At 63.5% G+C, this 24,568-nt stretch carries 22 protein-coding genes; 3 read left to right on the top strand and 19 right to left on the bottom strand.

From position 1 onward, the window contains the following. Nucleotides 1–4 precede the first annotated feature (4 nt). From BLR92_RS04250 to BLR92_RS04240, 3 genes are all read right to left on the bottom strand, one after another. Nucleotides 5–1,243 (bottom strand): efflux RND transporter periplasmic adaptor subunit, encoded by a 1,239-nt coding sequence (locus BLR92_RS04250; protein ID WP_089725776.1) that lies wholly within the window; start codon nucleotides 1,241–1,243, stop codon nucleotides 5–7. Nucleotides 1,244–1,416: 173 nt separating this feature from the next. After that, the gene (locus BLR92_RS04245; protein WP_139171566.1) at nucleotides 1,417–1,704 is read right to left on the bottom strand and encodes a hypothetical protein; all 288 of its coding nucleotides are present in this window, start codon (nucleotides 1,702–1,704) and stop codon (nucleotides 1,417–1,419) included. A gap of 211 nt (nucleotides 1,705–1,915) precedes the next feature. Next, on the bottom strand, nucleotides 1,916–2,833 hold the full coding sequence (locus BLR92_RS04240) for a LysR family transcriptional regulator (RefSeq protein WP_089725772.1): 918 nt from the start codon (nucleotides 2,831–2,833) through the stop codon (nucleotides 1,916–1,918). 227 nt (nucleotides 2,834–3,060) lie between these two features. On the opposite strand from BLR92_RS04240, the gene BLR92_RS04235 reads away from it, so the two are divergent. Together BLR92_RS04235 and BLR92_RS04230 are read left to right on the top strand one after the other, a co-directional pair. After that, nucleotides 3,061–4,077 (top strand): zinc-dependent alcohol dehydrogenase family protein, encoded by a 1,017-nt coding sequence (locus tag BLR92_RS04235; protein WP_089725770.1) that lies wholly within the window; start codon nucleotides 3,061–3,063, stop codon nucleotides 4,075–4,077. A 74-nt stretch (nucleotides 4,078–4,151) separates the two neighbouring features. Continuing rightward, on the top strand, nucleotides 4,152–5,951 hold the full coding sequence (locus BLR92_RS04230; RefSeq protein ID WP_175488707.1) for an AI-2E family transporter: 1,800 nt from the start codon (nucleotides 4,152–4,154) through the stop codon (nucleotides 5,949–5,951). 86 nt (nucleotides 5,952–6,037) lie between these two features. Here the strand turns inward: BLR92_RS04230 and BLR92_RS04225 are convergent, their stop codons facing one another. From BLR92_RS04225 to BLR92_RS04195, 7 genes are all read right to left on the bottom strand, one after another. Next, nucleotides 6,038–7,300 (bottom strand): WD40 repeat domain-containing protein, encoded by a 1,263-nt coding sequence (locus tag BLR92_RS04225; protein ID WP_245703995.1) that lies wholly within the window; start codon nucleotides 7,298–7,300, stop codon nucleotides 6,038–6,040. Next, nucleotides 7,251–9,161: an alpha/beta hydrolase gene (locus BLR92_RS04220; protein ID WP_089725767.1), complete on the bottom strand. Its 1,911-nt coding sequence runs from the start codon at nucleotides 9,159–9,161 to the stop codon at nucleotides 7,251–7,253. Before BLR92_RS04220 ends, BLR92_RS04225 begins: the two co-directional genes overlap by 50 nt. Nucleotides 9,162–9,457: 296 nt before the next feature. Further along, nucleotides 9,458–10,306 carry an HpcH/HpaI aldolase/citrate lyase family protein gene (locus BLR92_RS04215; protein WP_089725765.1) on the bottom strand — a complete coding sequence of 283 codons (849 nt, stop codon included), beginning with the start codon at nucleotides 10,304–10,306 and terminating at the stop codon, nucleotides 9,458–9,460. Between the two features lie 26 nt (nucleotides 10,307–10,332). Next, nucleotides 10,333–11,538, bottom strand: a complete 1,206-nt coding sequence (locus BLR92_RS04210; RefSeq protein ID WP_245703993.1) for a CaiB/BaiF CoA transferase family protein — start codon at nucleotides 11,536–11,538, stop codon at nucleotides 10,333–10,335. Beyond that, complete coding sequence (locus BLR92_RS04205) at nucleotides 11,535–12,941, bottom strand: MmgE/PrpD family protein (RefSeq protein ID WP_089725763.1); 1,407 nt, start codon at nucleotides 12,939–12,941, stop codon at nucleotides 11,535–11,537. Before BLR92_RS04205 ends, BLR92_RS04210 begins: the two co-directional genes overlap by 4 nt. Before the next feature lie 19 nt (nucleotides 12,942–12,960). After that, nucleotides 12,961–14,124: an acyl-CoA dehydrogenase family protein gene (locus BLR92_RS04200; protein ID WP_089725761.1), complete on the bottom strand. Its 1,164-nt coding sequence runs from the start codon at nucleotides 14,122–14,124 to the stop codon at nucleotides 12,961–12,963. Continuing rightward, entirely contained in the window at nucleotides 14,125–14,961 is an 837-nt protein-coding gene (locus BLR92_RS04195; RefSeq protein ID WP_089725758.1) for an HTD2 family dehydratase, read from the bottom strand. Between the two features lie 140 nt (nucleotides 14,962–15,101). On the opposite strand from BLR92_RS04195, the gene BLR92_RS04190 reads away from it, so the two are divergent. Further along, nucleotides 15,102–15,998 (top strand): LysR family transcriptional regulator, encoded by an 897-nt coding sequence (locus BLR92_RS04190; RefSeq protein ID WP_089725757.1) that lies wholly within the window; start codon nucleotides 15,102–15,104, stop codon nucleotides 15,996–15,998. Between the two features lie 193 nt (nucleotides 15,999–16,191). Here the strand turns inward: BLR92_RS04190 and BLR92_RS04185 are convergent, their stop codons facing one another. The 9 genes from BLR92_RS04185 to BLR92_RS04145 form a co-directional block, all read right to left on the bottom strand. Beyond that, entirely contained in the window at nucleotides 16,192–16,881 is a 690-nt protein-coding gene (locus BLR92_RS04185; protein ID WP_089725755.1) for an ABC transporter ATP-binding protein, read from the bottom strand. A gap of 1 nt (nucleotide 16,882) precedes the next feature. Beyond that, entirely contained in the window at nucleotides 16,883–17,629 is a 747-nt protein-coding gene (locus tag BLR92_RS04180; RefSeq protein ID WP_089725753.1) for an ABC transporter ATP-binding protein, read from the bottom strand. Further along, nucleotides 17,622–18,611: a branched-chain amino acid ABC transporter permease gene (locus tag BLR92_RS04175; protein ID WP_089725751.1), complete on the bottom strand. Its 990-nt coding sequence runs from the start codon at nucleotides 18,609–18,611 to the stop codon at nucleotides 17,622–17,624. The genes BLR92_RS04180 and BLR92_RS04175 overlap by 8 nt, the downstream gene beginning before the upstream one ends. Beyond that, on the bottom strand, nucleotides 18,604–19,524 hold the full coding sequence (locus tag BLR92_RS04170; RefSeq protein WP_089725749.1) for a branched-chain amino acid ABC transporter permease: 921 nt from the start codon (nucleotides 19,522–19,524) through the stop codon (nucleotides 18,604–18,606). The genes BLR92_RS04175 and BLR92_RS04170 overlap by 8 nt, the downstream gene beginning before the upstream one ends. Nucleotides 19,525–19,614: 90 nt before the next feature. Continuing rightward, nucleotides 19,615–20,787: an ABC transporter substrate-binding protein gene (locus BLR92_RS04165; RefSeq protein WP_245703991.1), complete on the bottom strand. Its 1,173-nt coding sequence runs from the start codon at nucleotides 20,785–20,787 to the stop codon at nucleotides 19,615–19,617. Nucleotides 20,788–20,849: 62 nt separating this feature from the next. After that, entirely contained in the window at nucleotides 20,850–21,275 is a 426-nt protein-coding gene (locus BLR92_RS04160; RefSeq protein WP_089725747.1) for a RidA family protein, read from the bottom strand. Continuing rightward, on the bottom strand, nucleotides 21,262–21,729 hold the full coding sequence (locus tag BLR92_RS04155; RefSeq protein WP_089725745.1) for an acyl-CoA thioesterase: 468 nt from the start codon (nucleotides 21,727–21,729) through the stop codon (nucleotides 21,262–21,264). The genes BLR92_RS04160 and BLR92_RS04155 overlap by 14 nt, the downstream gene beginning before the upstream one ends. Next, on the bottom strand, nucleotides 21,726–23,348 hold the full coding sequence (locus tag BLR92_RS04150; RefSeq protein WP_089725743.1) for an AMP-binding protein: 1,623 nt from the start codon (nucleotides 23,346–23,348) through the stop codon (nucleotides 21,726–21,728). The genes BLR92_RS04155 and BLR92_RS04150 overlap by 4 nt, the downstream gene beginning before the upstream one ends. Nucleotides 23,349–23,392: 44 nt before the next feature. Then, nucleotides 23,393–24,565 carry an acyl-CoA dehydrogenase family protein gene (locus tag BLR92_RS04145; RefSeq protein ID WP_089725741.1) on the bottom strand — a complete coding sequence of 391 codons (1,173 nt, stop codon included), beginning with the start codon at nucleotides 24,563–24,565 and terminating at the stop codon, nucleotides 23,393–23,395. Nucleotides 24,566–24,568: the final 3 nt, after the last annotated feature.

The following is a 24,568-nucleotide window of genomic DNA, read 5'->3' as shown; positions in this document are numbered from 1 at the left end:
ACGGCTAGCGAGGCGTCGCGCTGGCGGTAAGGCGGTCGTTGTCATTCAGCACCCGGGAGGCCGCCAGGGCGGCTTCGACTCGCTGCTGCTGGCGTTCCAGTCGGGCGAGGGTTGCTGCGTTGGCCATGGGCACGATCTCGGGGCTGACCGTCATGCCGGAACGCACGCGTTGCAGACCATTGACGACGATGCGATCACCCGGGGCCAGGCCGTCACGCACGATGCGCAAGCCGGCGACTTTCGGTCCCAATTCGACCTGGCGATAAGACACCTTTTGCTGATCGTCGAGCACCAGTACGAACTTGTGATCCAGGTCGGTACCCACGGCGGTTTCCTGAATCAGCACGGCGTCGTAACGCGCGCTGCCGACCAGCTTGAGGCGCGCGAACAGGCCGGGGGTAAAGAGTCCCGCGTCGTTGTCGAACACTGCGCGCCCGCGAATGGTGCCGGTCATCGGATCGACCTGGTTGTCGATGAAGTCGATGTGTCCCAGGTGCGGATACCCTGGTTCGCCGGCCAGGCCGAGATAGACCGGGCTGGCCTGGCCGCGCTCGCCTTGCTGGATCAGCGCCTGGTATTCGAGATAGGTACGCTCGTCGAGGTTGAAATAGGCGTAGACACGATCCGTCGAGACCAGCGTGGTGAGCAGGGTCTGCCCGGCGCCGACCAGGTTGCCGGCGGTCACCTCGGCGCGCCCGATATGGCCGTCAATCGGCGCCCTGACCTGGGTAAAGCTGAGTTCGAGTCGTGCGGCGTCGAGTTCGGCGCCAATGGCGGCGACCTGCGCGCGCGCCTGTTGCGCCTCGCTGATGCGCGCCTCGGCGCGCTCCGTGGAAATGGCATTGCTGGCCTTGAGCCGCTCGCCGCGACGGGCCTCGTTGGCCGCGCGCTCGAGATTGGCTTGTGCCTGCTCGAACTCGGCTTCCAGTCGGCGCACCTCCACTTCAAAGGGCCTAGGGTCGATCTCGAACAACACGTCACCCTTTTGCACCGTCGATCCGGCGTCGAAGTTCACCGTGTCGATGAAACCGGAAACGCGTGGACGAATTTCCACGCTTTCCGGTGCTTCGAGGCGCCCGGTGAATTCATCCCATTCGGTTATCTTGTGCTGCACTACCTGGGCCACACCGACCTCGACGGCGGGCGACGATGCCTGTTGTGCCTGGGCAAGGGGTATTGAAAATGCCAGCAGGAAGGAGAAAGTCAATAGCGTGCTTCGTAACGTGGGCAGTGGCTTTTTCATGAGTATTCTCGCCGGTAACGGTAGACTTCGCGCAGTTTGCGGCATGGCATTAGCGTCGACGAATCGAACGCAGCGAAGATGGTTATCACCGTCAATGATGTTTGCCATGCACCGAAAAACGCCGCCTCGAAAAGGCGGCGTTGGTCATGGGTATTGCCGGTGTTAAGCGGTAATTACCAATCGAGCGGCTTGGATGCTACCGGTGCCTTTTCGTCGCTGACGGGCAGGTCGGTGACATGCTGCGTTTCGAGTGCGATGTTGTAGAAGGTTTGTGCCACGCCATCGCTTTGGCCCAGGCTGCTGAGTATTTGCGGCTGTTCGATGGCGTGATCCTTGGTGGATGCCTCGGCTGCCAGCGGCTCGTGAATGTCCTTGAAGGCTTGATCGGTCGCCAAGCTGGCGAGAGCGGTGACTGGCAACATGGCAGCGAATATAACAGCGGGGAAGAGTGACATTTTCATGATGATTGCCTCGTCGGTTTTGGGGTGAACCCTTTCGGTAAGCAAAGTCTGTCGCATGACATTGCCGCGAACGAATCGAACGAGACGAAACTGATTATTATGCTAATTGATAGTGGACGAATGCCGTATCGATGGCGATTGGGTGGCGGTTGATTTCAGGGCATTGATCGTCCCGCGACGCACGAAATCCCGGGCGTGTTGCGAGCGCGATCTAGTTCAGGCTATCAGGATCGCCGATGAACATCTGGATGCGTGAACGCAACCAGCGCTCGGCGGGGTCATTGTCCTGGGCGCCGCGCCAGGCCATCGACAATTCGAAAGCGGGGCCCTCGAAGGGAAGGTCGTCCTCGCGCAGGCCACCTCCCGCCGTCAGCGCCGCGGCAGCATAGTCAGGAACCGTGGCGATGATATCCGTGCCCGCCAGCAGGGTACTCAAGCCATTGAACTGGGGCACCGCCAGCACCACACGGCGCGAACGCCCCAGCTCGGCGAGCTGTGTGTCGATATAACCGCCCAGGTCGCCGGCGAACGACACCAGCGCATGCGGTCGTGCGCAGTAGTCGTCGAGTGACAGCGAGCCCGGCACGGCGTCGGCCCTCAGCACGCGCGGCTTGCTACGGCGAAGGCCCTTGCGCTTGGCATTGGCCGGCAATTCGTCGGTGTAGCTGACCCCTACGGAAATCTCGCCGGAACTCAGCAGGTTCGGCATCAGCAGATAATTGGCGCGGCGCACCACCAGCACCACGTTGGGCGCCTCTGCCCGAATGCGTCGCAGCAGCGGGGGCAGCAGGCCGAACTCGACATCGTCCGACAGGCCGATACGGAATACCGCGTCGCTGGTGGCGGGGTCGAAGTCGCTGGTGCTGCTCAGCGCATTGGAGATGGAATCCAACGCGGGTTGCAGATGCCTGAAGATTTCCTCGGCACGCGATGTCGGCTCCATGTTGCGCCCGGTGCGCACGAATAGCGGATCGTCGAACAGGCTGCGCAGGCGAGCAAGGGCGGCGCTGATGGCAGGTTGACCGAGAAACAGCCTTTCCGCGGCGCGCGTCACGCTGCGCTCGTGCATCAGCGTCTCGAACACGATCAGCAGGTTGAAGTCGACACGACGCAGGTCGTTACGATTCATTGTGGTCTTCCTTGAGGCGGGTGGTATCGAGAAACCGGCTGTTCACGGGTGAATCGCTGCGAGCTTAAAACCTTAACATTGCTTGAGGTCAAGTGGTTGGGCGACGAAAAGTTCCATCACCACAATCTATAACGATTATCGACGAGCGTGAATGGCGTTCGCGTGAAAGCCCGGATAGAGTCTATGGCTATGAGAAACCATTCTGGTCAGTTTTCGCGAGGTGGACGATGCCCCGTGTAATGCGTTTTCACCGCTTCGGTCCCGCCGACGTGCTCGAATTCGAGGAGCAGCCCAAGGCCGTGCCGGCAAAGGGCGAGGTACTGGTCGCCGCGCAGGCGATAGGGGTCAACTGGTACGACATTCTCTGGCGGCAGAATCTGGCGCCATCGCAAGCCACCTTGCCATCGGGGATCGGCCATGAAATGGCCGGCGTGGTCGAGGCGATCGGCGAGAGCGTCAGCGACCTGGCCGTGGGCGACCGGGTCGCCTGTCTGCCGGCGCACGATCCCAGCCAATATGCGACTTACGGCGATAGCGTATTATTACCGCGCTGTTCGCTGACGCGCTACCCCGAGTTGCTAACTCCGCTGGAAGCCAGCGTGCATTATACGCCGCTGCTGAATGCCTACTTCGGGCTCGTCGACCTGGCCGACGTTCGCCCCGGTCAACGTGTATTGGTGACCGCCGCCAGTCAGGGCGGGGGGCCTTACACCGTGCAGTTGATCAAGGCGCTAGGGGCCGAGGCGATCGCCGCGACGCCGTTCGCGCAAGATAGCGATTACCTGCGCTCGCTGGGCGCCGAACATGTCATCGTCACCGAAGAGCAGGACCTGGTAACCCGCGTCGCCAAGCTGACCGATGGCCGTGGGGTCGACGTGGTGATGGACGCGCTGGGCGGCCCACAGATGAACCTGCTGGGCGAAGTGCTCGCACCGCGCGGACGCTTGGTCCTGTATGGGCTGCAAGGCGGCAACGAGACCGCGCTTCCTGCCTGCGCCGCGTTTCAGAAGAACATTCAGTTCTTCGTCCATTGCCTGACCAGCTTCACCGGCAAGCCTCAGTTGGGCATTCCGCAGAACTGCGAAGCGCTGCATCGCGCCCTGGATGTGATCGACCGAATGACGAGCGATCGCTTATTGCTGCCACAGATCGATAGCGTATTCCCCTTCGAAGACGCCATCGAAGCGCATCGCTACCTGGAAAAGCAGTGCCCACGGCGTGGACGGGTGGTGCTTGAGGTCTAGGCTTTAGCAAGTCAACTCCACTTCGATACCGAAAGCAACAGGCTATGGACCAACCACCTGCAAGCGAATCCGCCATGACCCGAATCGCCGCCGGGCTACTGGTGATCGCCGGTTTGTACCTGGCGCAAAGCGTGCTGATCCCGATCGCCATCGCGATCTTGCTCAGTTTTCTGCTGGCGCCGGTCGCCGATGGTCTCGAGCGGTTCTACCTGCCGCGCATCGCCAGCGTGATCCTGGTCGGGGTGCTGTCGCTCACGCTGATAACCGGGGTCGCCTCGCTGCTCGTGACCCAGGCCTACGAGGTGGCCGACTCACTGCCGAAGTATCGCCAGAATATCGAAGAGCGCATGCGCTTTTTCACAGGCGATGAACCGGGGGGCGTGATCGACAAGGCCACCAAGACCATAAAGAAGGCCCGCAAGGAGGTCGCCGACGAAAACAAGCGAAAGCAACAGCAACAGGCGGCTGCCGAGTCGGATGCGGAGCCTGCCGACGATGGCCCGCTGTCGGTTGTCATTCACGATCCCCCGCCCACTGGCCTCGACCTTCTGAGAACCTATGCGGGCACGATTCTCGGGCCGGTGGGGCAGGCCGCACTGGTGTTCTTGTTCGTCATTTTCATGCTGTTTCAGCGTGAAGACCTGCGTGACCGCCTGATTCGCCTGATGGGGCCGGACCGTCTCGATGTGGCGACCGGCGCCATCGATGATGCCGGCTCGCGAATCAGTCGTTATTTGTTGATGCAATTGATCATCAACGTGACCTATGGGCTGCCGGTCGCGATAGGCCTTTGGCTCTTCGGATTGCCTGGGGCCCTGCTCTGGGGCCTGCTCGCGGCGTTGCTGCGGTTCATCCCTTTCCTCGGGCCCTGGCTGGCTGCCTCCATGCCGATTGTGCTGTCGCTCGCCGTGTTCGAGGGCTGGTATTGGCCGCTGGGGGTAATCGGTCTGTTCGTGGCGCTGGAGTTATTTTCGAACAACGTCGTCGAGCCCTGGCTCTACGGTTCGAGCACGGGCCTGTCGCCCATGGGTGTGATTCTGGCGGTGGTGTTCTGGAGTGCGTTGTGGGGGCTAGTGGGACTGGCCGTCGCCATCCCGCTGACGGTATGCCTGGTCGTCGCCGGTCGCTATCTGCCACAGTTCGAGTTCTTCACCATCTTGCTGAGTAGAGACCCTGCCCTGACATCCGCCGAGCGCTTTTATCAACGCCTGCTGGCCGGCGACCAGGAGGAGGCCGAGGATCTGGCGCACGACCACCTCGAACGACACGGCTTGATGAGTCTGTATGACCGGGTCATGGTTCCCGCGCTGCATCTGGCCGAGCGCAATCGTCACGCCGGACAACTGAGTGCCGACAAGGTGCAAAGCATACTCGAGGTCATGACCGCCATCGTCGAGGACATGGGCGAACGACAAGAGCGTACGCTGGACTCGCATAAGCCGGGTGATTCACCGCCTTCAACCAATAACGATTACGTCGTGCTCTGCTTGCCGGCCCGGGACGCCGCCGATGAACTGACCGCAATCATGTTTGCCCAGGTATTGCGCGCCACCGGCGTGACGGTCGAAACCGGGTCGATGCGTGCCCTATCGGGCGAAGTGGTCGCGCGGGTCGATGCCACTGCCACGGCGCTGGTGTGTGTCTCGGCGCTGCCACCCGGCGCGGTCAGCCACGCGCGTTACCTATGCCTGCGTCTCGCCAGCCACGACGCGAGCTTGCCGATCCTCGTGGGACTATGGGATGTCACCGGCAACCTGGAGCGAATGAGCGCGCGTCTCACCGAGGCCGGGGCGAATCAAGTGGTCACTACCTTCGAGGACGGCGTGGACCGCGTCCGGCGCAGGCTTTCCAGTTTAGCTCGCATTTCGGACTGACTATCAGCCCCGCTCCATGCCATTCATGCCTGCCACGCCTTCGGCGATGGCCATGATGTGCCGGGCGCGTTGTTGCCATGGCATCATCACTCGCCGACCCACTCCTTTGTTAGCGTGCGCGCGCCAGGATCGTAGCGGTAAACCGTGATGCCGCCATCGTTGCGATGGCCGGTGACCAGCACATTGGCCTGGGGCGAGGTGGCGATACTCAGGCTGCGCAGATACGATGAGGTCGACGGCCAGGGATCGTCGCCGAGATCAAAGTATTTCTGCGGCCAGGGATTGCCGGCCTCGAACAGCGCCACCCAGTGGCTGTAGGTGCCGAAGCGCAGGAATTCCTCGCTGTCGTTGATAAAGGCCAGGGCGACGGTGGTGTTTGTGACCACGCTGCGATCTCCCCAACGATCTGGCTCATCCGCTAAGGGCACGGGGATGAGACCACTCATGTCGTACCGTCTCGGATCATCGATTCCGTATGGTGCATCTTCTAGAAGAAGCCCCCCCGAATAGCGCGCCATCCGGTGGCGCCTTTCGGGGTTATCGGTATTCCAGAATAAGCCTATACCCGCTTCGTCGCCGCTGACGACCCATTGTCCATCGGGGCTGATTACTGCATCGACTTTCGAGCTGTTGCCTGTTAACTGAGCGATGGGCTCAAGCGTGTCGAGATTCCACAGAACAGGCAACGCGTAATTGCTCCAGCGCTGCTCTGGAGCGACAGGGGGGTGCTCTTCGATGTCATAGCCGTCATGTGTCGTGGAGCCCGCAGAAACGAATAGCCCTTTTTCTTCCGAGATGCTGAGATGGAGTAGCTTTCCGGTGCCAAGAAAGCTTGGGGAAATTCCATCCTGTTTGACCGGCATTATCTCATCGCCGTGTCCCGCGAAGAGGCTCCAGTGGTCATCCGAGGCGATGTAGTGGGTTAACGATGTATCCATCACATGACCATAGGTCGGGAAGTGCGCGAATTGCTTGAGCACCTCGCCGTCGACCGTCTGTACCCTGACTATATCGTCGAGGTCTTGCCACAGGAAAGCATCGCGATCATGAATAAAATACGCGCTATAGATATTGGCGTGGGTCGAGAGAATATCCCGACTGTGCTGCTGCAAGTCCCATAACACCAGGTGCTGGGATTTATGCGTGCTGATGGCATAACGTCCGTCGCTGGAGACACCGATGACCATCGCTGGACCAAGTTCGCCACCAGGCTGTGAGCGTCCCGTCGCACAGGCCGTTAGTATGACGGCAGCGATCAGGATAATCGCCGCTCTCATAAGAAACCGGGCTTGAAGTTTATTAATAGCGGCCAAAGTTCGAGTTCCTTTTGATTCGTTCCACAATGCCATCCTGATAGCTCTTGATGAAGATTTCCTCGGTGGGGTATTTCATCGCCGAGTGAGCGAACAGCCACTTCGATTGGTCGATGGGCTCGAATATATCCAGATCTATTCTACGTTTGAAAAACTCTACATCTTCCATCTTTTCAAACCCCACCAGCCCCAGCGCCGGGCGCACACGGCGATCGCGCGGCTGCCAGTTGTCGCGCTGGCCCAATAACCGCAGGCGCTCGGCGAAGCGTTCCGCCATGAGTTCGCCGATCCGGCCATGATGCGCCAGTGGCTTGAGCAGGTCGTATTCCGGCAGCGGGATGGCCGGGTCGAGCGGGCCGGCGGGGGTGGCCGTTGCCACGCGGCGCGCTTCGTCGCATATTGCCTGGGTGAGGGTCTCCCAGGCGTGATCGATAAGGCGCTGGATGTGGGGTTCGTGCTGGGCACGCTGCTGCAGGTGCACCAACATTGCCGCTTCCCAGTCGCCGCCCAGCGCCCGCGCGCGTTCGAAATAATAGTCGCGAAAATAGCCCAGGCCGCCGGCGAGTAGCGGCGGGAAGGTCCACCACTTCTTGGGGTAGGCGCCGCCCAGTGTGCCCAGGCGGTCGTCCTGGGGCGCGTCGACGAAGGCCGCGACGTCGTCCAGCCAATCGCGGGGATCGTACCATGCACTGGCGTCCGCTTCGCCGCTGGGGCCGAGGATGCCGTCCTCGCGCGAGTGCAGCACCACGACGTTCTTTATTGAGCGATGCGCCAGCGGGAAGGTGCCCATGCCCAGCGGGTGCGTCTCGCGGCCCGGCGAATCCTGGCCGAAGGCCTCGTCGTAGCCGCCCTTCAGCGCGGCCGTGGTAAAGGGGCTGTCCGGCGACAGGGCATTGTCGGCCACCGCCGGTTCCCACAGAAACAGATTGTCGATGCACGGGCCCGTTATACGCTCGCCGAGGATGTTCAGCGCGCTGAGCACCACCCGCGCGCCCAGCGAATGACTGACGATGTTGATCGACAGTTTGGCGTCGACCAGTTGCCCGAGCACCGTGACCAACCGCCGGCCGCTTTGCAGGGCGCTGAACTCGGCCTCGACGAAGGCGGTTGACCCGGTGTCGCCGGGCCAGGCGATACCCACCACCCGGCTGTAGGGTCGCCAATCATCGTCCGTCATCCCGGCGGCGCGATTCAATTGCAGCTCCATGCTGGCCAGCCAGCTACAGGCGCCGCTGCCGTTCAGGCCGCGCGCATCGGCCTCCAAAGCCTGGCTCTGGCACAGCGTGGACACCGTGGCCGCGCCGCTGGGACGCAGCAGCGGGGCGCCTAAGCGAAACGGCCCACCGGCGTCGGCAGCCTCGGCCTCGACACTGAAGCGGCTCCAGTCGCCGCGGGCGACGTTGTAGCCGTGCACGAACAGCGTGGCGCTCCCGCCGTCCAGGCGTAATTGCTCGAGTTGGTCGTCGCTCAAGCGATCCGCGCCGCTGCCCGGCGGCGTATGCAGGTCGATGAGGATCGGTGGTGGCAGATAGGTCGCGGTCACGGTGGTCTCGTGCATCACCGCATACGCTTCCGGCGCACCCAACCCCGCCGCGACGGGATGCACCGGCCGGTCGTCGACGGCCACCAGATGGCGCCCCGGCGCGGCCAGCAATTGCCAGGAAAACAGCCCGGCGATCACGCCGGGATGCTGGCTGAGGCCCTCGGCATCGGTGACGCCCAGGTAACGTTTCCGGCGGCTATCGCGCACCTCGACCCGAATGCCCTCGGGCAGCGGCCGCCCCAGGGTGTCCCGGTGTTCGAGAACCACCAATACCTTGGCAGCGCAATCGGCCGGCATCGTCACGCCGCTGCCGGCATGGCAGGCAGGCTGGAAGGGCAGCGAGTCGTAGATCATTGCGGCTCTCCGGTACGGGATACGCTGCCGCTGGCGATGTGGGCTTCCAGCACGACTTCGTGCATCTCACGCCGCCCGTCGCGATGCATGGCCAGTTCGACCAAAAAACGCGATTTCAAGAGCCGTTGGGGAGCTATGGGAGGAGAGTGGGTCGAGCGGGTCAATGGGCGTTCCTTGACGGAATAAGCGAACAAGGAACGCTACGTGAAGCGAGTCGGGCTGGGAATGGCCAATAGATTAAAGTTGCGTAGGAAATATCTTACATAAGGAGGCGCATCGGCACACGATGTCTGCCATCAGTCCCGCTCCACGCTATTCATGCCTGCCACGCTTTCGGAGATGGCCATGATGCGCCGGGCGCGTTCGATGACCGGGGCGTCGACCATCTGTCCGTCGACGCTGAAGGCCCCATGCGATCGTTCAGCGGCTTCCAGCACGCGTTGCGCCCAGGCGAGTTCGGTGAGACTCGGCGAGAAAGCGCGATGGATCGGCTCCAACTGGCGCGGGTGAATGCACAGCATGCCGGCGAAACCCATGTCGCGAGCCCGAATCGCGGCGAGTCGTATACTCTGGCTGTCGTCGATAGACGGGTGCACGCTCTCCAGCGGCGCCGCCAATCCCGCCGCGGTGGAGTGAACCCGCAATTGGTATCGCGCCTGATCGAGCAAGCGTTCGGCGCCTTCACTGCCGGGCGTCAGACCCAGCTCCAGGCCGAGATCCAGCGCGCCGAAACTCAGCCGCTCGACACCCGCGACGTCGACCAGACTGGCCAGCGCCAATAGACCGCGCGCGGTTTCAATCAGCGGCCATAGCGGTTTATTGCAGGTCGCGACGCGCTCCAGTGTCGCAACGCTCTCTGCCTTGGGCACGACGATGCCCCTGATCCCGTCGTGCCGTCGGCATAACGCCAGGTCGTCCTCGAAATGCCGGCTGGTGGACGCATTGATGCGTACATGGAAGGTGGCATCAGGCGTGTCCTTCAGGAAAACCTCCAGGGCTTGGCGCGCCGATCTTTTGTCGGCCTCGCCGACGGCATCCTCGAGATCGACGATCACCGCGTCGGCGCCGCTGGCCAGTGCCTTGGGAATGCGCTCGGCGCGCGTGGCGGGCACGAATAAGGCGGAGCGGCACACGGCATGGGCCATCAATGTCTCCTGCTGTCTGCTGTGGTTCATAGGCTGCCGGCCTCGCGTAGGCGCATGATATCGGCCTCGGCATAGCCTAGTTCGGCGAGAATCGTCGCGCTGTGTTCGCCGAGTGCCGGCACGGCGTCCATGCGTGGCGCGAAGGCGTTGCTGCGGCCCGGCGGCAGCAACGCGGGCAGCGTGCCGCTGGGACTTTCGATGTTCGTCCAGCGCTGGCGGGCGCTAAGTTGCGGGTGCTTCCACACGCCGTGCATGTCGTTGACATGGGCATTGGCGATCTGCGCCGCATCGAGACGCGCGATTACGTCCTCGGCGCTGAGTTCGGCAAAGGCTTCGTGGATGATCTCGCGCAGTGCCTGGCGATTGGCCGAACGCTTGAAGTTGGCCGCGAAGCGCTCGTCGTCGGCGAGTGTCGGACGCTCGAGCACGCGCTCGCAGAATACCTGCCACTCGCGCTCGTTCTGCAGCCCCAGCATCACTGTCTGACCGTCGCCGGTGGCGAAGGGCCCATAGGGATAGATGGTGGCGTGCGAGGCGCCGGCGCGGGGTGGTGGTTCGGCATCTTCGAAGGCGTAGTACATCGGATAGCCCATCCATTCCACCAGGCTTTCCAGCATCGACACGTCGATATGGCTACCTTCGCCAGTCTGCCCGCGTAGCAACAGTGCGGAAAGAATGCTGCTCTGGGCGTACATGCCGGCGGCGATATCGGCGATCGAGCAACCCGCCTTGGCCATCTCGTCGTCGCCCGGCCCACCGGTCACCGAGAGGAAGCCACCTTCGCTCTGGATCAGCAGATCGTAGGCCTTCTTGTCCTGATAGGGGCCGCCTTCGCCATAGCCAGAGATATCGCAGACGATCAGCCGGGGGTGGCGTTCATGCAAGCGCTCGAACGACAGGCCGAGGCGCGCGGCGGCGCCGGGGGCGAGGTTCTGCACCAATACGTCGGCTTCGGTCAGCAAGCGATCGAGTATCTCAACGCTCTCATCATGCTTGAGGTTCAGCGTCAGGCTCTCCTTGGAGCGGTTGGTCCACACGAAATGCGAGGCCAGGCCGCGTACGCGCTCATCGTAGCCGCGCGCGAAGTCACCGACGCCGGGGCGTTCGACCTTGATCACCCGCGCGCCCAGGTCGGCGAGTTGACGAGTACAGAAGGGCGCGGCAATCGCATGTTCCAGGCTGACGACGGTAATTCCCGCCAATGGGCGCTGGCCGTTTGCGGTGTTCATCATGCGGGACTCCTCGTTGCAGCCTCGGCATTGCTCGTTGGTAACAGTTGCGCGTCGAGGCGCGCGAGATGGCGCAAATCCCAGCTCGAAGCGATGAGCGAATCCGCCTCGGCCACGCTGGCGGCGCCGGAAAACGCCACCAGGCGATGGAATTTGTTAGCGAGTTCAGCGCGGCTGAGGGTATTGCCGGGGTCGCCCTTGGGCTCGTCGATGGCCGATACCCAATGCTGCCCGCTACGATCGATCGCCTCGATGCGACCCAACCAGCGACGCGGATAGGCGTCATCGACCTCGCTGTCGAGTTGCATCGACACCTTGGCGCGAAACGCGGCGACGTTGGTATCGCTCAGCGCATGGCGCTGGAATTCCTCGAGGCCGGCCTTGCCATGTACGGCGATCAGGCCGAGTACGGTGCCCATCGAGAACTTGGCCTGATGCACTGTATGCGGAACGTCCACCGCGCCGAGCACATCGATGGCGGCCTGGTGGACGCGCGCCGTGACGCTGACGATATCGTCGTGGGCGAGCCCTTCGCGCTGCATCAGGTCGAGTAGCGCGTCGGCGGCGGGGTGGGTATGGCGGCACGACGCATGGTATTTGAACGAGGTTTCGACCAGCGCCCAGCGGCTGCCCAGCCGGTCGGTCAGATGCGCGGCATCGGCGTCCTGGGACATGCCGGCGGCCAGGCCCTGGGCGCCGTCGAGAATGCGCCGAGCACCGGTCAGGCCGTCGGCGGTCAGATAGGCGGCGAGCAAGCCATCGGCCGCCGCCTTGGCGGTATGCAACTGCTTGGAGTCGGCGCCGTCACGCAAGAACTCCCACAACCCGGCCGCCTGGGTGCCGGCGCTGCCGATCGCATGCACGAAGGCGTCGCTATCGAAGTCCAGCAACTTGCCGACCGCCACGGCTGCGGCGAGAGTGCCCACGGTGCCGGTGGTGTGGAAGGTGCGATAATGCGAGCGGCCGAGAAATTCGCCGATGCGAATGCCAGCTTCATAACCGGCGACAGCGGCGGTGATCAGCTCCTCGCCGCTCTTGCCGAGATCCTGCGCGGCGGCCAGCACGGCGGGAAACACCACGGTACCGGGGTGCAGCACGGAGCTGTTGTGCAGGTCGTCCTGTTCAACGACGTGCGAGGCGGCGGCGTTGACCAGGGCGGCGAAGTAGGGCGAGGACAACTCGCGGGTGGTCAGAATCTGGCTGCCGGCGTTACCCGAGCCGACACCAGGCCCCATACGCCTCGCATAGCGCTCGAATAACGGAATCGGATGATAGTCCTTGCCGGCCAGCGCCGAGCCGAGCCAATCGAGAAACAGCTCCTCGGTGCGATCGACGACCGGGACCGGTAGATCGGCGTAGCGCAGCCCGGCCAGAAAGTCGGCGAGGGTACGAGTCGGATTACTCATCAGTATCTCCCAGGAGCCTTTAAAAGGAGCGGGGCAGCTCGAGCAAATGCTCGGACACATAGGACAGGATCAGGTTGGTCGAGATCGGCGCGACCTGATACAGGCGGGTCTCGCGGAACTTGCGCTCGACGTCGTATTCGCTGGCGAAGCCGAAGCCGCCGTGGGTTTGCAGGCATACGTTGGCGGCTTCCCACGAGGCCTTGGCGGCCAGGTACTTGGCCATGTTGGCGCTGGCGCCGGCGGGCTGGCCGGCGTCGTATTCGTGACAGGCGCGCCAGCGCATCAGATCGGCGGCCTCGACCTCGATATGCGCCTCGGCGATGGGAAACTGCACGCCCTGGTTCTGGCCGATGGGGCGGCCGAACACTTCACGCTCACGGGCGTACTGGCTGGCCTTGTCGATGAACCAGCGGCCATCGCCGATGCATTCGGCGGCGATCAACGTGCGCTCGGCGTTGAGGCCGTCGAGGATATAGCGAAAACCCTTGCCTTCCTCACCGATCAGACTGTCGGCGGGAAGCTCCAGATTGTCGAAGAACAGCTCGTTGGTCTCATGGTTGACCATATTGGCGATCGGCTGGACGCTCATGCCGTTACCGATCGCCGCGGCCAGGTCGACCAGGAAGATCGACATGCCGTCGACCTTCTTTTTCACCTCGGCAAGCGGTGTGGTGCGGGCCAGCAGGATCATCAGGTCGGAGTGCTGAATCCGAGAGATCCACACCTTCTGGCCATTGACGACGTACTTGTCGCCGCGCTTCACCGCCGTGGTCTTGATCTTGGTGGTATCGGTACCGGTAGTGGGCTCGGTCACGGCCATCGATTGCAGGCGCAGCTCACCGGCGGCGATGCGCGGCAGGAATTTACGCTTTTGCTCCTCGGAGCCGTGACGCAGCAAGGTGAACATGTTGTACATCTGGCCATGCACGGTGCCGGAGTTGCCGCCGCAACGATTGACTTCCTCGAGGATCACCGAGGCTTCGGTCAGCCCCAGGCCGGAGCCGCCATATTCCTCGGGAATCATCGCTGCCAGCCAGCCAGCCTCGGTCAGCTCCGTGACGAAGGCTTCGGGAAATTCCTTGCGCTCGTCGACACCGCGCCAATAGGCGGCATCGAAATTGGCGCAAAGGCTGCGCACGCCCTCGCGAATGGCGTTCAAGGCTTCAACGTCATGACTGAACATTCAACGGCTCTCCTGGTATTCGAGTTCGGCACGGTGGGCGGGACCCATGCTATTGACGGCCCAGAGTTCGGCCTTGCCCGGCGCTAAGCTCCGTCCGGCGACCCGAAAGGGCTCGGGTGCAATCAGTGGTCGCAGGCCACGGTAAGCAAGGTGCGTCAGCAGGGCGTCGGGATTGGCGTTCTTGAAGGCACGTACCATCAGCGTGGCGATCATCGGGCCATGCACGACCAGGCCCGGGTAGCCTTCCTGTTCGGTGGCGTAGGGCCAGTCGTAGTGGATGCGGTGGCCATTGAAGGTCGCCGCGGAATAGCGAAACAGCAGCGTCGAGGTGGGTTCGATGGTCTCGCTCCACTCCGGGCTAGGCAGGTCGTCGTCGAGCGACAGGCGCGGCGGACTCGGTTCGCGATAGACGATATCCTGCTCTTCCTGAAGCGTCAGCAGTCCATCCTGGCGGTACTCATGACGCACGGTGACGAACAGCAACTTGCCGGTGCGGCCGTGTTTCTCGTCGATCTTGGCGATGGTCGACTCACGTTGCGCCTCGACGCCCACCTTCAATGGCGCGAGAAAGTCGATGCGCCCACCGGCCCACATGCGATTGCGGTTTTCAGCGGGCGGCAGAAAACCGCCGCGTGCGGGGTGGCCATCGAGTCCCAACCCTTCGGCGCTCAATGGCTCCTGGAAGAACGCCCAGTGCCATAACGGCGGCAGGGCGGCGCCCTGTTCGGGCGCAGGTTGCCCGAAGGTGGCGGCAAGACGCTTGACCAGCGCCGGAGCCAAGGTATCGTTACTGTATTCTTTCCTGCCAAGCCAATCGTCTGTTGGGTCGCCGGCCATAGGGTTTTCTCCCACGTTTTGTTTTTAGCAGCTTGCGCGCAATGCGGCTTTTCGGGAATTTGCATTTCCATGGGGTGGCGTTTGGCATTACTGAATTCGCTATCCTCACCGCTCGTCTTCAGTTTCTTGAGTGAGTCGCCATGCACTTCGATTTGCCGGACCTACGCCTGTTCATCCATGTCGCCGAGGCAACCAGCCTGACCGGTGGGGCGCGGCGGGCTTCCCTATCAGCGGCGGCGGCGAGCATGCGTATCAAGGCGTTGGAAGGGCAGTTGGGCAGCCGCCTGTTGTACCGGGGCAGCCAAGGCGTGGAGCTGACCCCGGCCGGGCAGCGCCTGTTGAGCCAGGCGCGAGTGATCATGCGCCAGGTGGATCATCTGAAGAGCGAGTTCACCGAATACGGCGACGGTGCCGCCGGCCACTTGCGCATTTTCGCCAACACCACGGCGGTGACCGAGTTCATGCCCGAGGTGCTGGCGGTATTCCTGGCCGAGCGCCCTGGCGTCACGGTGGATCTGCAAGAGCGCTTGACCCGCGATATCGTGCGCGGCGTGCTCGATGGCTCGACGGATCTGGGCATCGTTGCCGGCGCGGTGACCGCCACCGGGTTGGAGGTGCTGCCGTTCAGTCAGGATCGTCTGGTGGTCGGCGTGCCGCTCGGCCATCCCCTGGCTGAGCGCGACAAGCTCAGCTTCAAGGAGACGCTGGATTACCCGCATATCGGCATGCACGACGGCAGTACCTTGCTGAGTTTCCTGCGCGATCAGGTCGAGGCCCTGGGCAGCGATTTACCGCTGCGTATTCAGGTATTCGGTTTCGAGGCGGCTTGCCGAATGATCGAGGCCGGAGTGGGAATCGGCATCATTCCCGAGTCGGCGGCACTGCGCCACCAGCGCACCATGCAGCTTCGCGTCGTCGAGCTGGATGAGTCATGGGCCGAGCGCGAACGTAGCGTGGTGGTTCGCGAGCGCGAGGCGCTGCCCGGTTGCGGTCAGGCGCTGGTTGATGCACTCATGGCCTATGGAATCACTGTATAAATGCCTGCACGGACGAATGGCTGCGTTGCGCGGTACTGGTACGCCAGCCCGGTCGAGACTCACCTAACCACATGTTATGTCTCGTCTTCTGTGTTCCGTGCGCCTTGCCACGCAGCGGCGCCCGCTTCATTCCGTTCGGCGATTTATTCAACGATTCCTCATGGGCGGGGCAGCGACACTGATTCGGACAGCCTCACACCCCCAGGTAGCGCTGTTGCAACGCCTGATCGGCCATAAAGGCTGATGATTCGCCGTTCCAGGCGACCTGGCCCTTCTCGAGAACCAGGCAACGCTCGGCGAGGGGCAGCAAATCGTTGACGTTCTTGTCGACGATCAGAAAAGACAGCCCTTCCTCCTGCTTGAGCAGTCGCAGTGCCTGCCAGATCTCCTCGCGAATCAATGGTGCCAGGCCTTCCGTCGCCTCATCGAGAATCAATAATTTTGGGCCGGTAGCCAGCGCGCGGGCGATGGCCAGCATCTGCTGCTCGCCGCCGGAAAGCGTGCGCGCCGATTGCTGGGCACGCTCCTCGAGGCGGGGGAAAAGCTGGTAGATGCGTGCAAGCGGCCAGCCGTTTCGGGTCTGCACGGCGAGCAGGTTCTCTTCCACACTCAGCCTTGCAAAGATGCGTCGTCCCTCGGGTACCAACCCCATGCCGAGCCGGGCGATGCGAAACGGCGCGGTGCGCGAGATATCCTTGTCCATGAAGCGAATCTCACCGCGCCGGGGTGGCGTCAGGCGCATCAGTGAGCGAATCGTGGTGGTCTTGCCCATGCCATTACGACCTAGCAGTGCTAGCACTTCGCCGGCGGCAATCTCCAGATCGACCCCGAATAGCGCCTGGCTGTGTCCATAGAAGGTTTCGAGTCCGCGTGCCTGTAGCATGTCAGTTCCCCAGATAGGCTTCTTGGACCTCGCGCGAGGCACGGATTTCCTGCGGGGTGCCGCTGGCGATCACGCGGCCGTAGACTAGCACCGAGATACGATCGGCCAGCGCGAACACCGCGTCCATGTCATGCTCGACCAGCAAGATTGCACATTCACCGCGCAAGCGCTTGAGCACCGCCGTCATGTTGATGCAGTCCTGGCCGCCGAGGCCAGCCATGGGTTCGTCGAGCAGCATCAGGCGCGGCTGCAAGGCTAGCGCCACGGCCAACTCGACCTGGCGGCGTTCGCCGTGCGATAGCTCATCAACGGGAATGTCGCAGCGCGTAGCCGCCATGCCGACGCGCGATAGCGCCTCTTGTGCCGGCTCGCGCAGGCGCGAGTCCCTGCTGGCCGAGCGCCACAAGCGAAAACTGCTGCCCTGATGGGACTGCACGGCCAGCGAGACGTTGGCCAATGCGGAAAAATTCGCGATCAGCGACGATACCTGGAAAGTGCGCGCCAGGCCGCGCCTCGCGCGCGCGGGCACGCCCAGGCGGGTGACATCCTCGTCACTCAACAGCACGCTGCCCGAATCGGGTTTCAGCGCACCGGCGACCTGCGCGATCAACGTGGATTTTCCCGCACCGTTGGGACCGATGATCACGTGGATTTCGTCGCTGGCGACATCCAGCGACACGTCGTCGGTGGCTTTCAGGGCACCGAAAGTCTTGTTCAGGCCACGCAGTGACAGCAAGGCATCAGACATGGCGTGCCCTTCCGGTCAGTGCGCCCATTACGCCACCGCGAGCGAACAGCACCACGCCGAGCAGTACGAGGCCGAGCACGAATTGCCAGCGGTCGGTAATGCCGCCGATCAGCGTTTCCAGCAGAATGAAGATGGCCGCGCCGATGATCGGCGCATAAAGGCGTCCGACGCCGCCGAGGATCACGAAGATCAGGATTTCGCCGGACATTTTCCAGGCCATCAAGGTGGGGCTGACGAAACCGACCAACTCGGCGAACAGTGCGCCGGCCACGGCGGTGATCATCGCCGAAATGCAAAAGGCCACCAGCTTGATCGGGTAGGGCGAGATGCCCACCGCGGCCAGGCGTTCCTCGTTGCGACTGGCGCCACGCAAGGCCATGCCGAAGCGCGAACCGGCGATGCGCCAAGTAATGAATATCGCCAGCATCAGCAGTGCGTAACAGAGCGCGAAGAAGGTCAGATCGTCGCTCGAATCGAGTCCCGGAAAGCCGCTGCGCAGGTAGAGAATGAGACCGTCGGCGCCACCGTAGGTGGGAATCGACACCGCCAGGTAATAGAGCATCTGGGCGAAGGCCAAGGTGATCATGATGAAGTAGACGCCGCTGGTGCGCAGGCTGATGGCGCCGATCGCCAGCGCCGCCAGGCCGGCCACCACGATCGCTGCCAGCCAGCCGACCGGCATGCTGGCGGCGCCCATGATCTGGATCGGCCAACTGATCACCGGCGTGCCGTCGAAGGCATGAAAGGCGAAGATGCCCGCGGCGTAGGCACCCAGGCCGAAGAAGGCGGCGTGGCCGAAGCTGACCATGCCGCCATAACCCAGCGCCAGGTTGAGGCCGACGCCGGCCAGCGCGAGAATCGCCACCCGCGACACCAGTGAAACGTAGAAGGATTCGCCCAGCGCCCAGGCTGTCAGCGCGGCGGCCGGTAGCGCGAGGGCGATGACCAGGTTGACGAGAAGTTCTGCTCGGTGCTTAGCCATGCGTGGGGAACAGTCCTTGGGGGCGGAAGGCGAGCACGACCGCCATCAACAGATAGATCAGGATGGAGGCCACCGAGGCGCCGACGCTGGCGGCGGCCTGGACCGGCAATGCCAGCGCCAGCAGCGACGGGGCGAAGGCGCGGCCCAGGGTATCGACCAGGCCGACCAGCACCGAGGCCACCAGCGCGCCCTTGATCGAGCCGATGCCGCCGATCACGATGACCACGAAGGCCAGGATCAGCACCGGCTCGCCCATGCCTACCTGCACCGACTGCGAAGCACCGACCAGCACGCCGGCGAGCCCCGCCAGCATCGCCCCAAGGGCGAATACCAGCGTGTACAGCGTGCGGATGTTGACGCCCAGTGCACCGATCATCTCGCGATCCGACTCACCGGCGCGAATGCGCATGCCCAACCGCGTCCGCGTAATCAGTAGAAACAGCCCGATGGCGACGACCAACCCGACACCGATCACCGCCAGCCGGTAGACGGGATAGCCGCCACCGCCCGGCAGCGCGATAGCGCCATCCAGCAGGTCGGGAATGTTCAGATACAACGGACGCGAGCCGAACAGCCAGTGCGCGCCCTCGGCGAAGATCAGGATCAGGCTGAACGTCGCCAACACCTGGTCGAGATGGTCGCGGTCGTAGAGCCGGCGCATCACCAGTATCTCGATGATCGCCCCGGCGGCAGCGGAGGCCAGCAGGCCGAGCGCAAGCCCAGTCCAGAACGAGCCCGTGGCGTTGGCCACCCAGGCGCAGACGAAGGCACCGGTCATGTACAGCGAGCCGTGGGCCAGATTGATCAGCCCCATCACGCCGAATGCCAGCGTCAACCCGGCCGCCATCAGAAACAGCATGACGCCGAGCTGAAACCCGTTGAGCACCTGCTCGATTATCAGGGCAGCCGACATACGAAGCTTCCTAGTCGCGAGTGACCCGCGCGCTGCGCGGGCATCGGTTCATGCCACGTAGAGGGGTGGCGTTTGGATGTCACCGCGAACTCACATCGAGCATTCGTCGACGTAAGCATCCTGATGATCGTCGAAGACCTTGCGATCGATGCGGTTGGTGTAGACGCCATCGACCTCGACCACTTCACGCAGGTAGAAATCCTGAATGGGATGGTGATTGGAACCGAACTCGAAGTCGCCGCGTACCGAGTCGAAATCGGCCTCTTCGAGCGCCGCGCGGAAGGCGTCCGCGTCGTCGGGGGAGGCCTGCTCGAGCGCAGAGCCGATCAAGTGCGCCGCGTCATAGGCCTGCGAGGCGTAGACGGAAGGTAGGCGGCCATAGGCTTGTTCGAACGCGGCGACGAATTCCTGGTTGGCCGGGTTGTCCAAGTCCGGTGACCACTGCGCGGCATTGCGCGCACCGAGCGCGGCTTCACCCATTGCCGGCAACACATCCTGGGAGAACGAAAAGCCGGGACCGCGCAGCGGCAGGCCCAGTTGTGCCTGGTCGTACTGCTTGACGAAGGCGATGCCCATGCCGCCGGGAAGAAAGATGAACACCGAGTCGGCATCGGAAGCGCGAATCGCGGCAATTTCAGCGGCGTAATCCTGCTGACCGAGCTGAGTGAAGATCTCGCCGGCGATTTCGCCCTCGTAGAAGCGCTTGAAGCCGGCAATGGCGTCGCGCCCGGCGGGATAGTTGGGCGCCAGTAGGAAGGCGCTTTCGAAGCCTTCGGCATTGAAACCTTCGCCCATCGCCTCGTGCTGGTTGTCGTTCTGGTAGGCGACGTTGAAGTAATTCTCGTGGCACATGCGCCCGGCCAGTTCCGAGGGGCCGGCGTTGGGGCTTACGTAGAATACGCCGTCACGCACTGCCTTGGGCACTACCGCCAGCGCCAGGTTGGACCAGACGATGCCGGTGAGAATATCCACCTCGTCGCGTTGAATGAACTTGTCGGCGATCTGGTTGGCCTTGTCGGGGCGGCGCGAATCGTCCTCGATCAACACATCGACATCCTTGCCGCCGAGTTTGCCATCATTGGCGTTCACGGCGAGCATGAAGCCATCGCGTATGTCGATACCCAGGCTCGAGCCGCCGCCGGAGAGCGTGGTGATCATGCCGATCTTGACGGGATCGTCCTGGGCCTGGGCGGCGCTCGCCGCCATGCCGGCCAGCAGTACCGAACCGGTCATCAGGCCGATGAGACGCTTGGTGAAATGCATGCTTTGTCTCCACGCCGCCCGTGGCGGCCATTGTTGTTATGTAACGGTAACCGACGTCGATGTTACCAAGTCGAACGCGCGTACGGCAGCACGGCGGTCGCTTCTATTTCAACCTTCGCTGCGTCCTCGACCAACGCCACTACCTGGACCATGGTCATGGCCGGGAAATGCTTGCCCAGTACGCTACGGTAGGCCTCGCCCAACCCCTTTAGGTTGGCAAGATACTCGCGTTTATCGGTGATATACCAGGTCAGTCGGGTGAGATGCTCGGGACCGGCGTCGGCCTCGCTGAGAATCGCCACGATGTTCTTCAGGGCCTGGCGCACCTGATCGACGAACGCCTCGCTTTCGAAGACCTGGTCCGCGTTCCAGCCGATCTGTCCGCCGACGAAGATCGCGCGCCCTTCGGCCATCACGCCATTGGCGTAGCCTTTGGCAGTCTTCCAGTGCGCCGGGTGCAGGCGTTGATGAATATCATCCTTTTCCATGCGAGGGTTCCTTGTTGAATGAAGAGCTGAGTGAAGAGCCGAGTGGAGAAGCGGGTAGGGATTCGATCACGTCGACGATGGCGTCCGGCCACGGCTTAGGGCGGCCGTCGGCGCGGGCGATGCGCACCAGGGTCAGCTCGGCGTTGAGTCGCGCTTCGCCACCGCACGTGGCGGCGATGCGCAGATCGAGACTGCTGCGGCCGAGCCGGGCGACATCTAGGGTGAACGTCAGCGTCTCGCCCAACCGGCTGGGGCGCGGGAAATCGGTGTCGATGCGGCGCGTCGGCACGCCGTCGCCGGCCACGATGATCGCCGCGAACGATTCATTCAGCGACTCCTCGAACCACTGCTCGACCACTGCGTTGATCATCTCGAAATAGCGCGGGTAAAAAACGATGCCAGCAGGATCGCAATGCTGGAACAGCACCTTCTGTTGCATGGCGAAGTGACTCATGGCGCCTCCCGACGCAGGCGAAAGCGTTGAATCTTGCCGGTCGCGGTCTTGGGCAGGGCGTCGACGAAAACGATTCTGCGCGGATACTTATAAGGCGCGATGGTCTGTTTGACGAAGTCCTGGAGGCGCTGGATCTCGTCGTCATCCGCCTCGACGCCATCGCTGAGCACGACATGGGCGACGACGATCTCGCCGCGTTCATGATTGGCCTGGCCGACCACCGCGCACTCGCTGACGTCGGGGTGGCCGAGCAGCGCGGCCTCGACCTCGGGACCGGCGATGTTGTAGCCGGCGGAGACGATCATGTCGTCGGAGCGGGCGGCGAAGTGGAAATAGCCGTCGTCGTCCTGGTAGAAGGCGTCGCCGGTAATGTTCCAGCCCTGGTTCACGTAGTTGGCCTGGCGCTGGTCGGCGAGGTAGCGACAGCCGGTCGGTCCGCGCACCGCCAAGGCGCCGACCTCGCCGCACGGCAGCTCGTGCATGTCGATATCGACGATCTTCGCTTCATAACCGCCGACCGGTCGGCCGGTGCGCGCCGGCGCGGCGTCCTCGATGCGGTTGGTGATGAAGATGTGCAGCATTTCGGTGGAGCCGATGCCGTCGAGAATCGGCTTGCCGGTCTTGCGCGTCCACTCCTCGAAGATCGGTGCCGGTAACGTCTCGCCGGCCGACACAGCCAGGCGTAGCGACGACAGGTCGGCACCTTCGTCCATTGCCTGGAGCATGGCGCGGTAAGCGGTGGGAGCAGTGAACGAGATCGTCGCCTTGTAGGTCTCGATGATCTCGATCATGTTCTGCGGCGAGGCCTTCTCAAGCAGCGTGGCCGCCGCGCCGAAACGCAGCGGAAAGATCGCCAGGCCACCCAGGCCGAAGGTGAAGGCCAGCGGCGGAGAGCCGACGAAGATGTCGTCCGGCGTGACCTTGAGCACCTCGCGGGCGTAGCCGTCGGCGATGATCAGCAGGTCGCGGTGAAAGTGCATGGTGGCCTTGGGCGTGCCGGTGGTGCCCGAGGTAAAACCCAGCAGGGCGACGTCGTCGCGGCCGGTCTTCACCGCGTCGAAGGTGGCCGGCTTGTCCAGCGCCAGGCGATCGAGCTCGCCATCGAAGCCGGCACTGCCGTCGAAGCCGACCACGCGCTTGAGATATTGACTGGTACTGGCGCAGACCTCTAGTTCGTCGAGCAGGGCGTTGTCGCACAGCGCCAGTCCGATCTCAGCCTTGTCGACGATCTTCTCGAGTTCGCCGGCGCGCAGCATGGCCATGGTGTTGACCACCACCGCGCCGGCCTTGGTCGCCGCCAGCCAGCAGGCGACCATGGCCGGGTTGTTGGCCGAGCGGATCAGCACGCGGTTGCCGGGCTCGATGCCGAGATTCTCGACCAGCACATGGGCCAGGCGATTGGTCCACTCGGCGAGTTCGCGGTAGGAGCGCCGCCGGCCGTTGCCGATCAGCGCGGTGCGCTCGCCGAAGTCACGCTCGACCAGGCGGTCGGTGAGTTCCACCCCAGCGTTGAGCCACTCGGGATAGTCGAAGCCGGCGAGCGGGATTTCCGGCCACTGCGCCGCGGGCGGCAGGTTGTCGCGGGCGAAGGTATCGGTGTGTGCGGTGGGTCCTAGCATTGTTATTCCCCCACTGAGCCTATGTTGGACACTGGCGTATGAGCCTAGATTGGCGCTTGGGTTTGCCGGGCGATGATCACCTTCTGCACGTCGGAGGCACCCTCGTAGATGCGCAGCGCGCGAATCTCGCGGTACAGGCTCTCGACGATATGGCCGTGACGCACGCCGTCGCCGCCGTGCAGCTGCACGGCCTGGTCGATGATGCGCTGGGCCCGCTCGGTGGCGAACAGCTTGGCCATCGCCGCCTCGCGGCTGATGCGCGCCGCACCGTTGTCCTTGGTCCAGGCGGCGCGATAGATCAGCAGCGCCGCGGCGTCGATGTCCAGCGCCATGTCGGCGATGTGGCCCTGGACCATCTGCAGCTCGAACAGCGGCGCGCCGAACAGCTCGCGCTCGCTGGCACGTGTCAGGCTTTCGTCCAGCGCACGACGGGCGAAGCCCAGCGCGGCGGCGCCCACCGTCGAGCGGAAGATGTCGAGCACCGACATGGCGATCTTGAAGCCCTCGCCGGGCTTGCCGATCATGGCGCTCACCGGCAGCCGGGCACCATCGAAGCGCAGCCGGGCCAGCGGATGCGGCGCGATGGTCTCGAGGCGCTCGGCGATCTCCAGCCCCGGCGTGTCGGCGGGCACCAGAAACGCCGATAACCCCTTGGCGCCAGGGCCTCCGGCAGAACTTCCATCAGAGCCTTCGCCGGTGCGCGCGAAGACCGTATAGACATCGGCGATGCCGCCGTTGGAGATCCAGGTCTTCTCGCCGTCGAGCACGTAGCCATCGCCCTCACGAGTGGCGGTCATGTCGAGGTTGGCCACGTCCGAGCCCGAACGCGGCTCGGAGAGCGCGAAGGCGGCAATCGCCTCGCCGGCGCGGGTCTTGCTCAGCCATCGGCGCTGCTCTGGGTTGCCGTAAAGGCTGATGGCACCGGTACCGAGGCCCTGCATGGCGAAGGCGAAATCGGCCAGGCCGTCGTGGCGGGCGAGGGTTTCGCGCATCAGGCACAGGCGGCGCACGTCGAGCGTGTCGGCAGCGGGGTCCTCGATGGCGGTCTGCTTGAGCCAGCCGTCGCGGCCCAGGCGCGTTACCAATTCGCGGCAGGCGCTGTCGACGTCGCCATGGTCGACGGGCAGGTGCGTGGCGCACCAGGTGTCGATCTGCTCGGCGAGTCGGCGATGGCCATCGTCGAAGAACGGCCAGTCGAGAAACGTCGTGTCGGCCATCGC

Origin of the sequence: Modicisalibacter muralis, from assembly GCF_900102945.1 — a bacterium.
Classification (GTDB): domain Bacteria; phylum Pseudomonadota; class Gammaproteobacteria; order Pseudomonadales; family Halomonadaceae; genus Modicisalibacter; species Modicisalibacter muralis.
The sequence above is the reverse complement of the archived record's forward strand: the minus strand, read 5'-3'. Positions and strand labels throughout refer to the sequence as shown.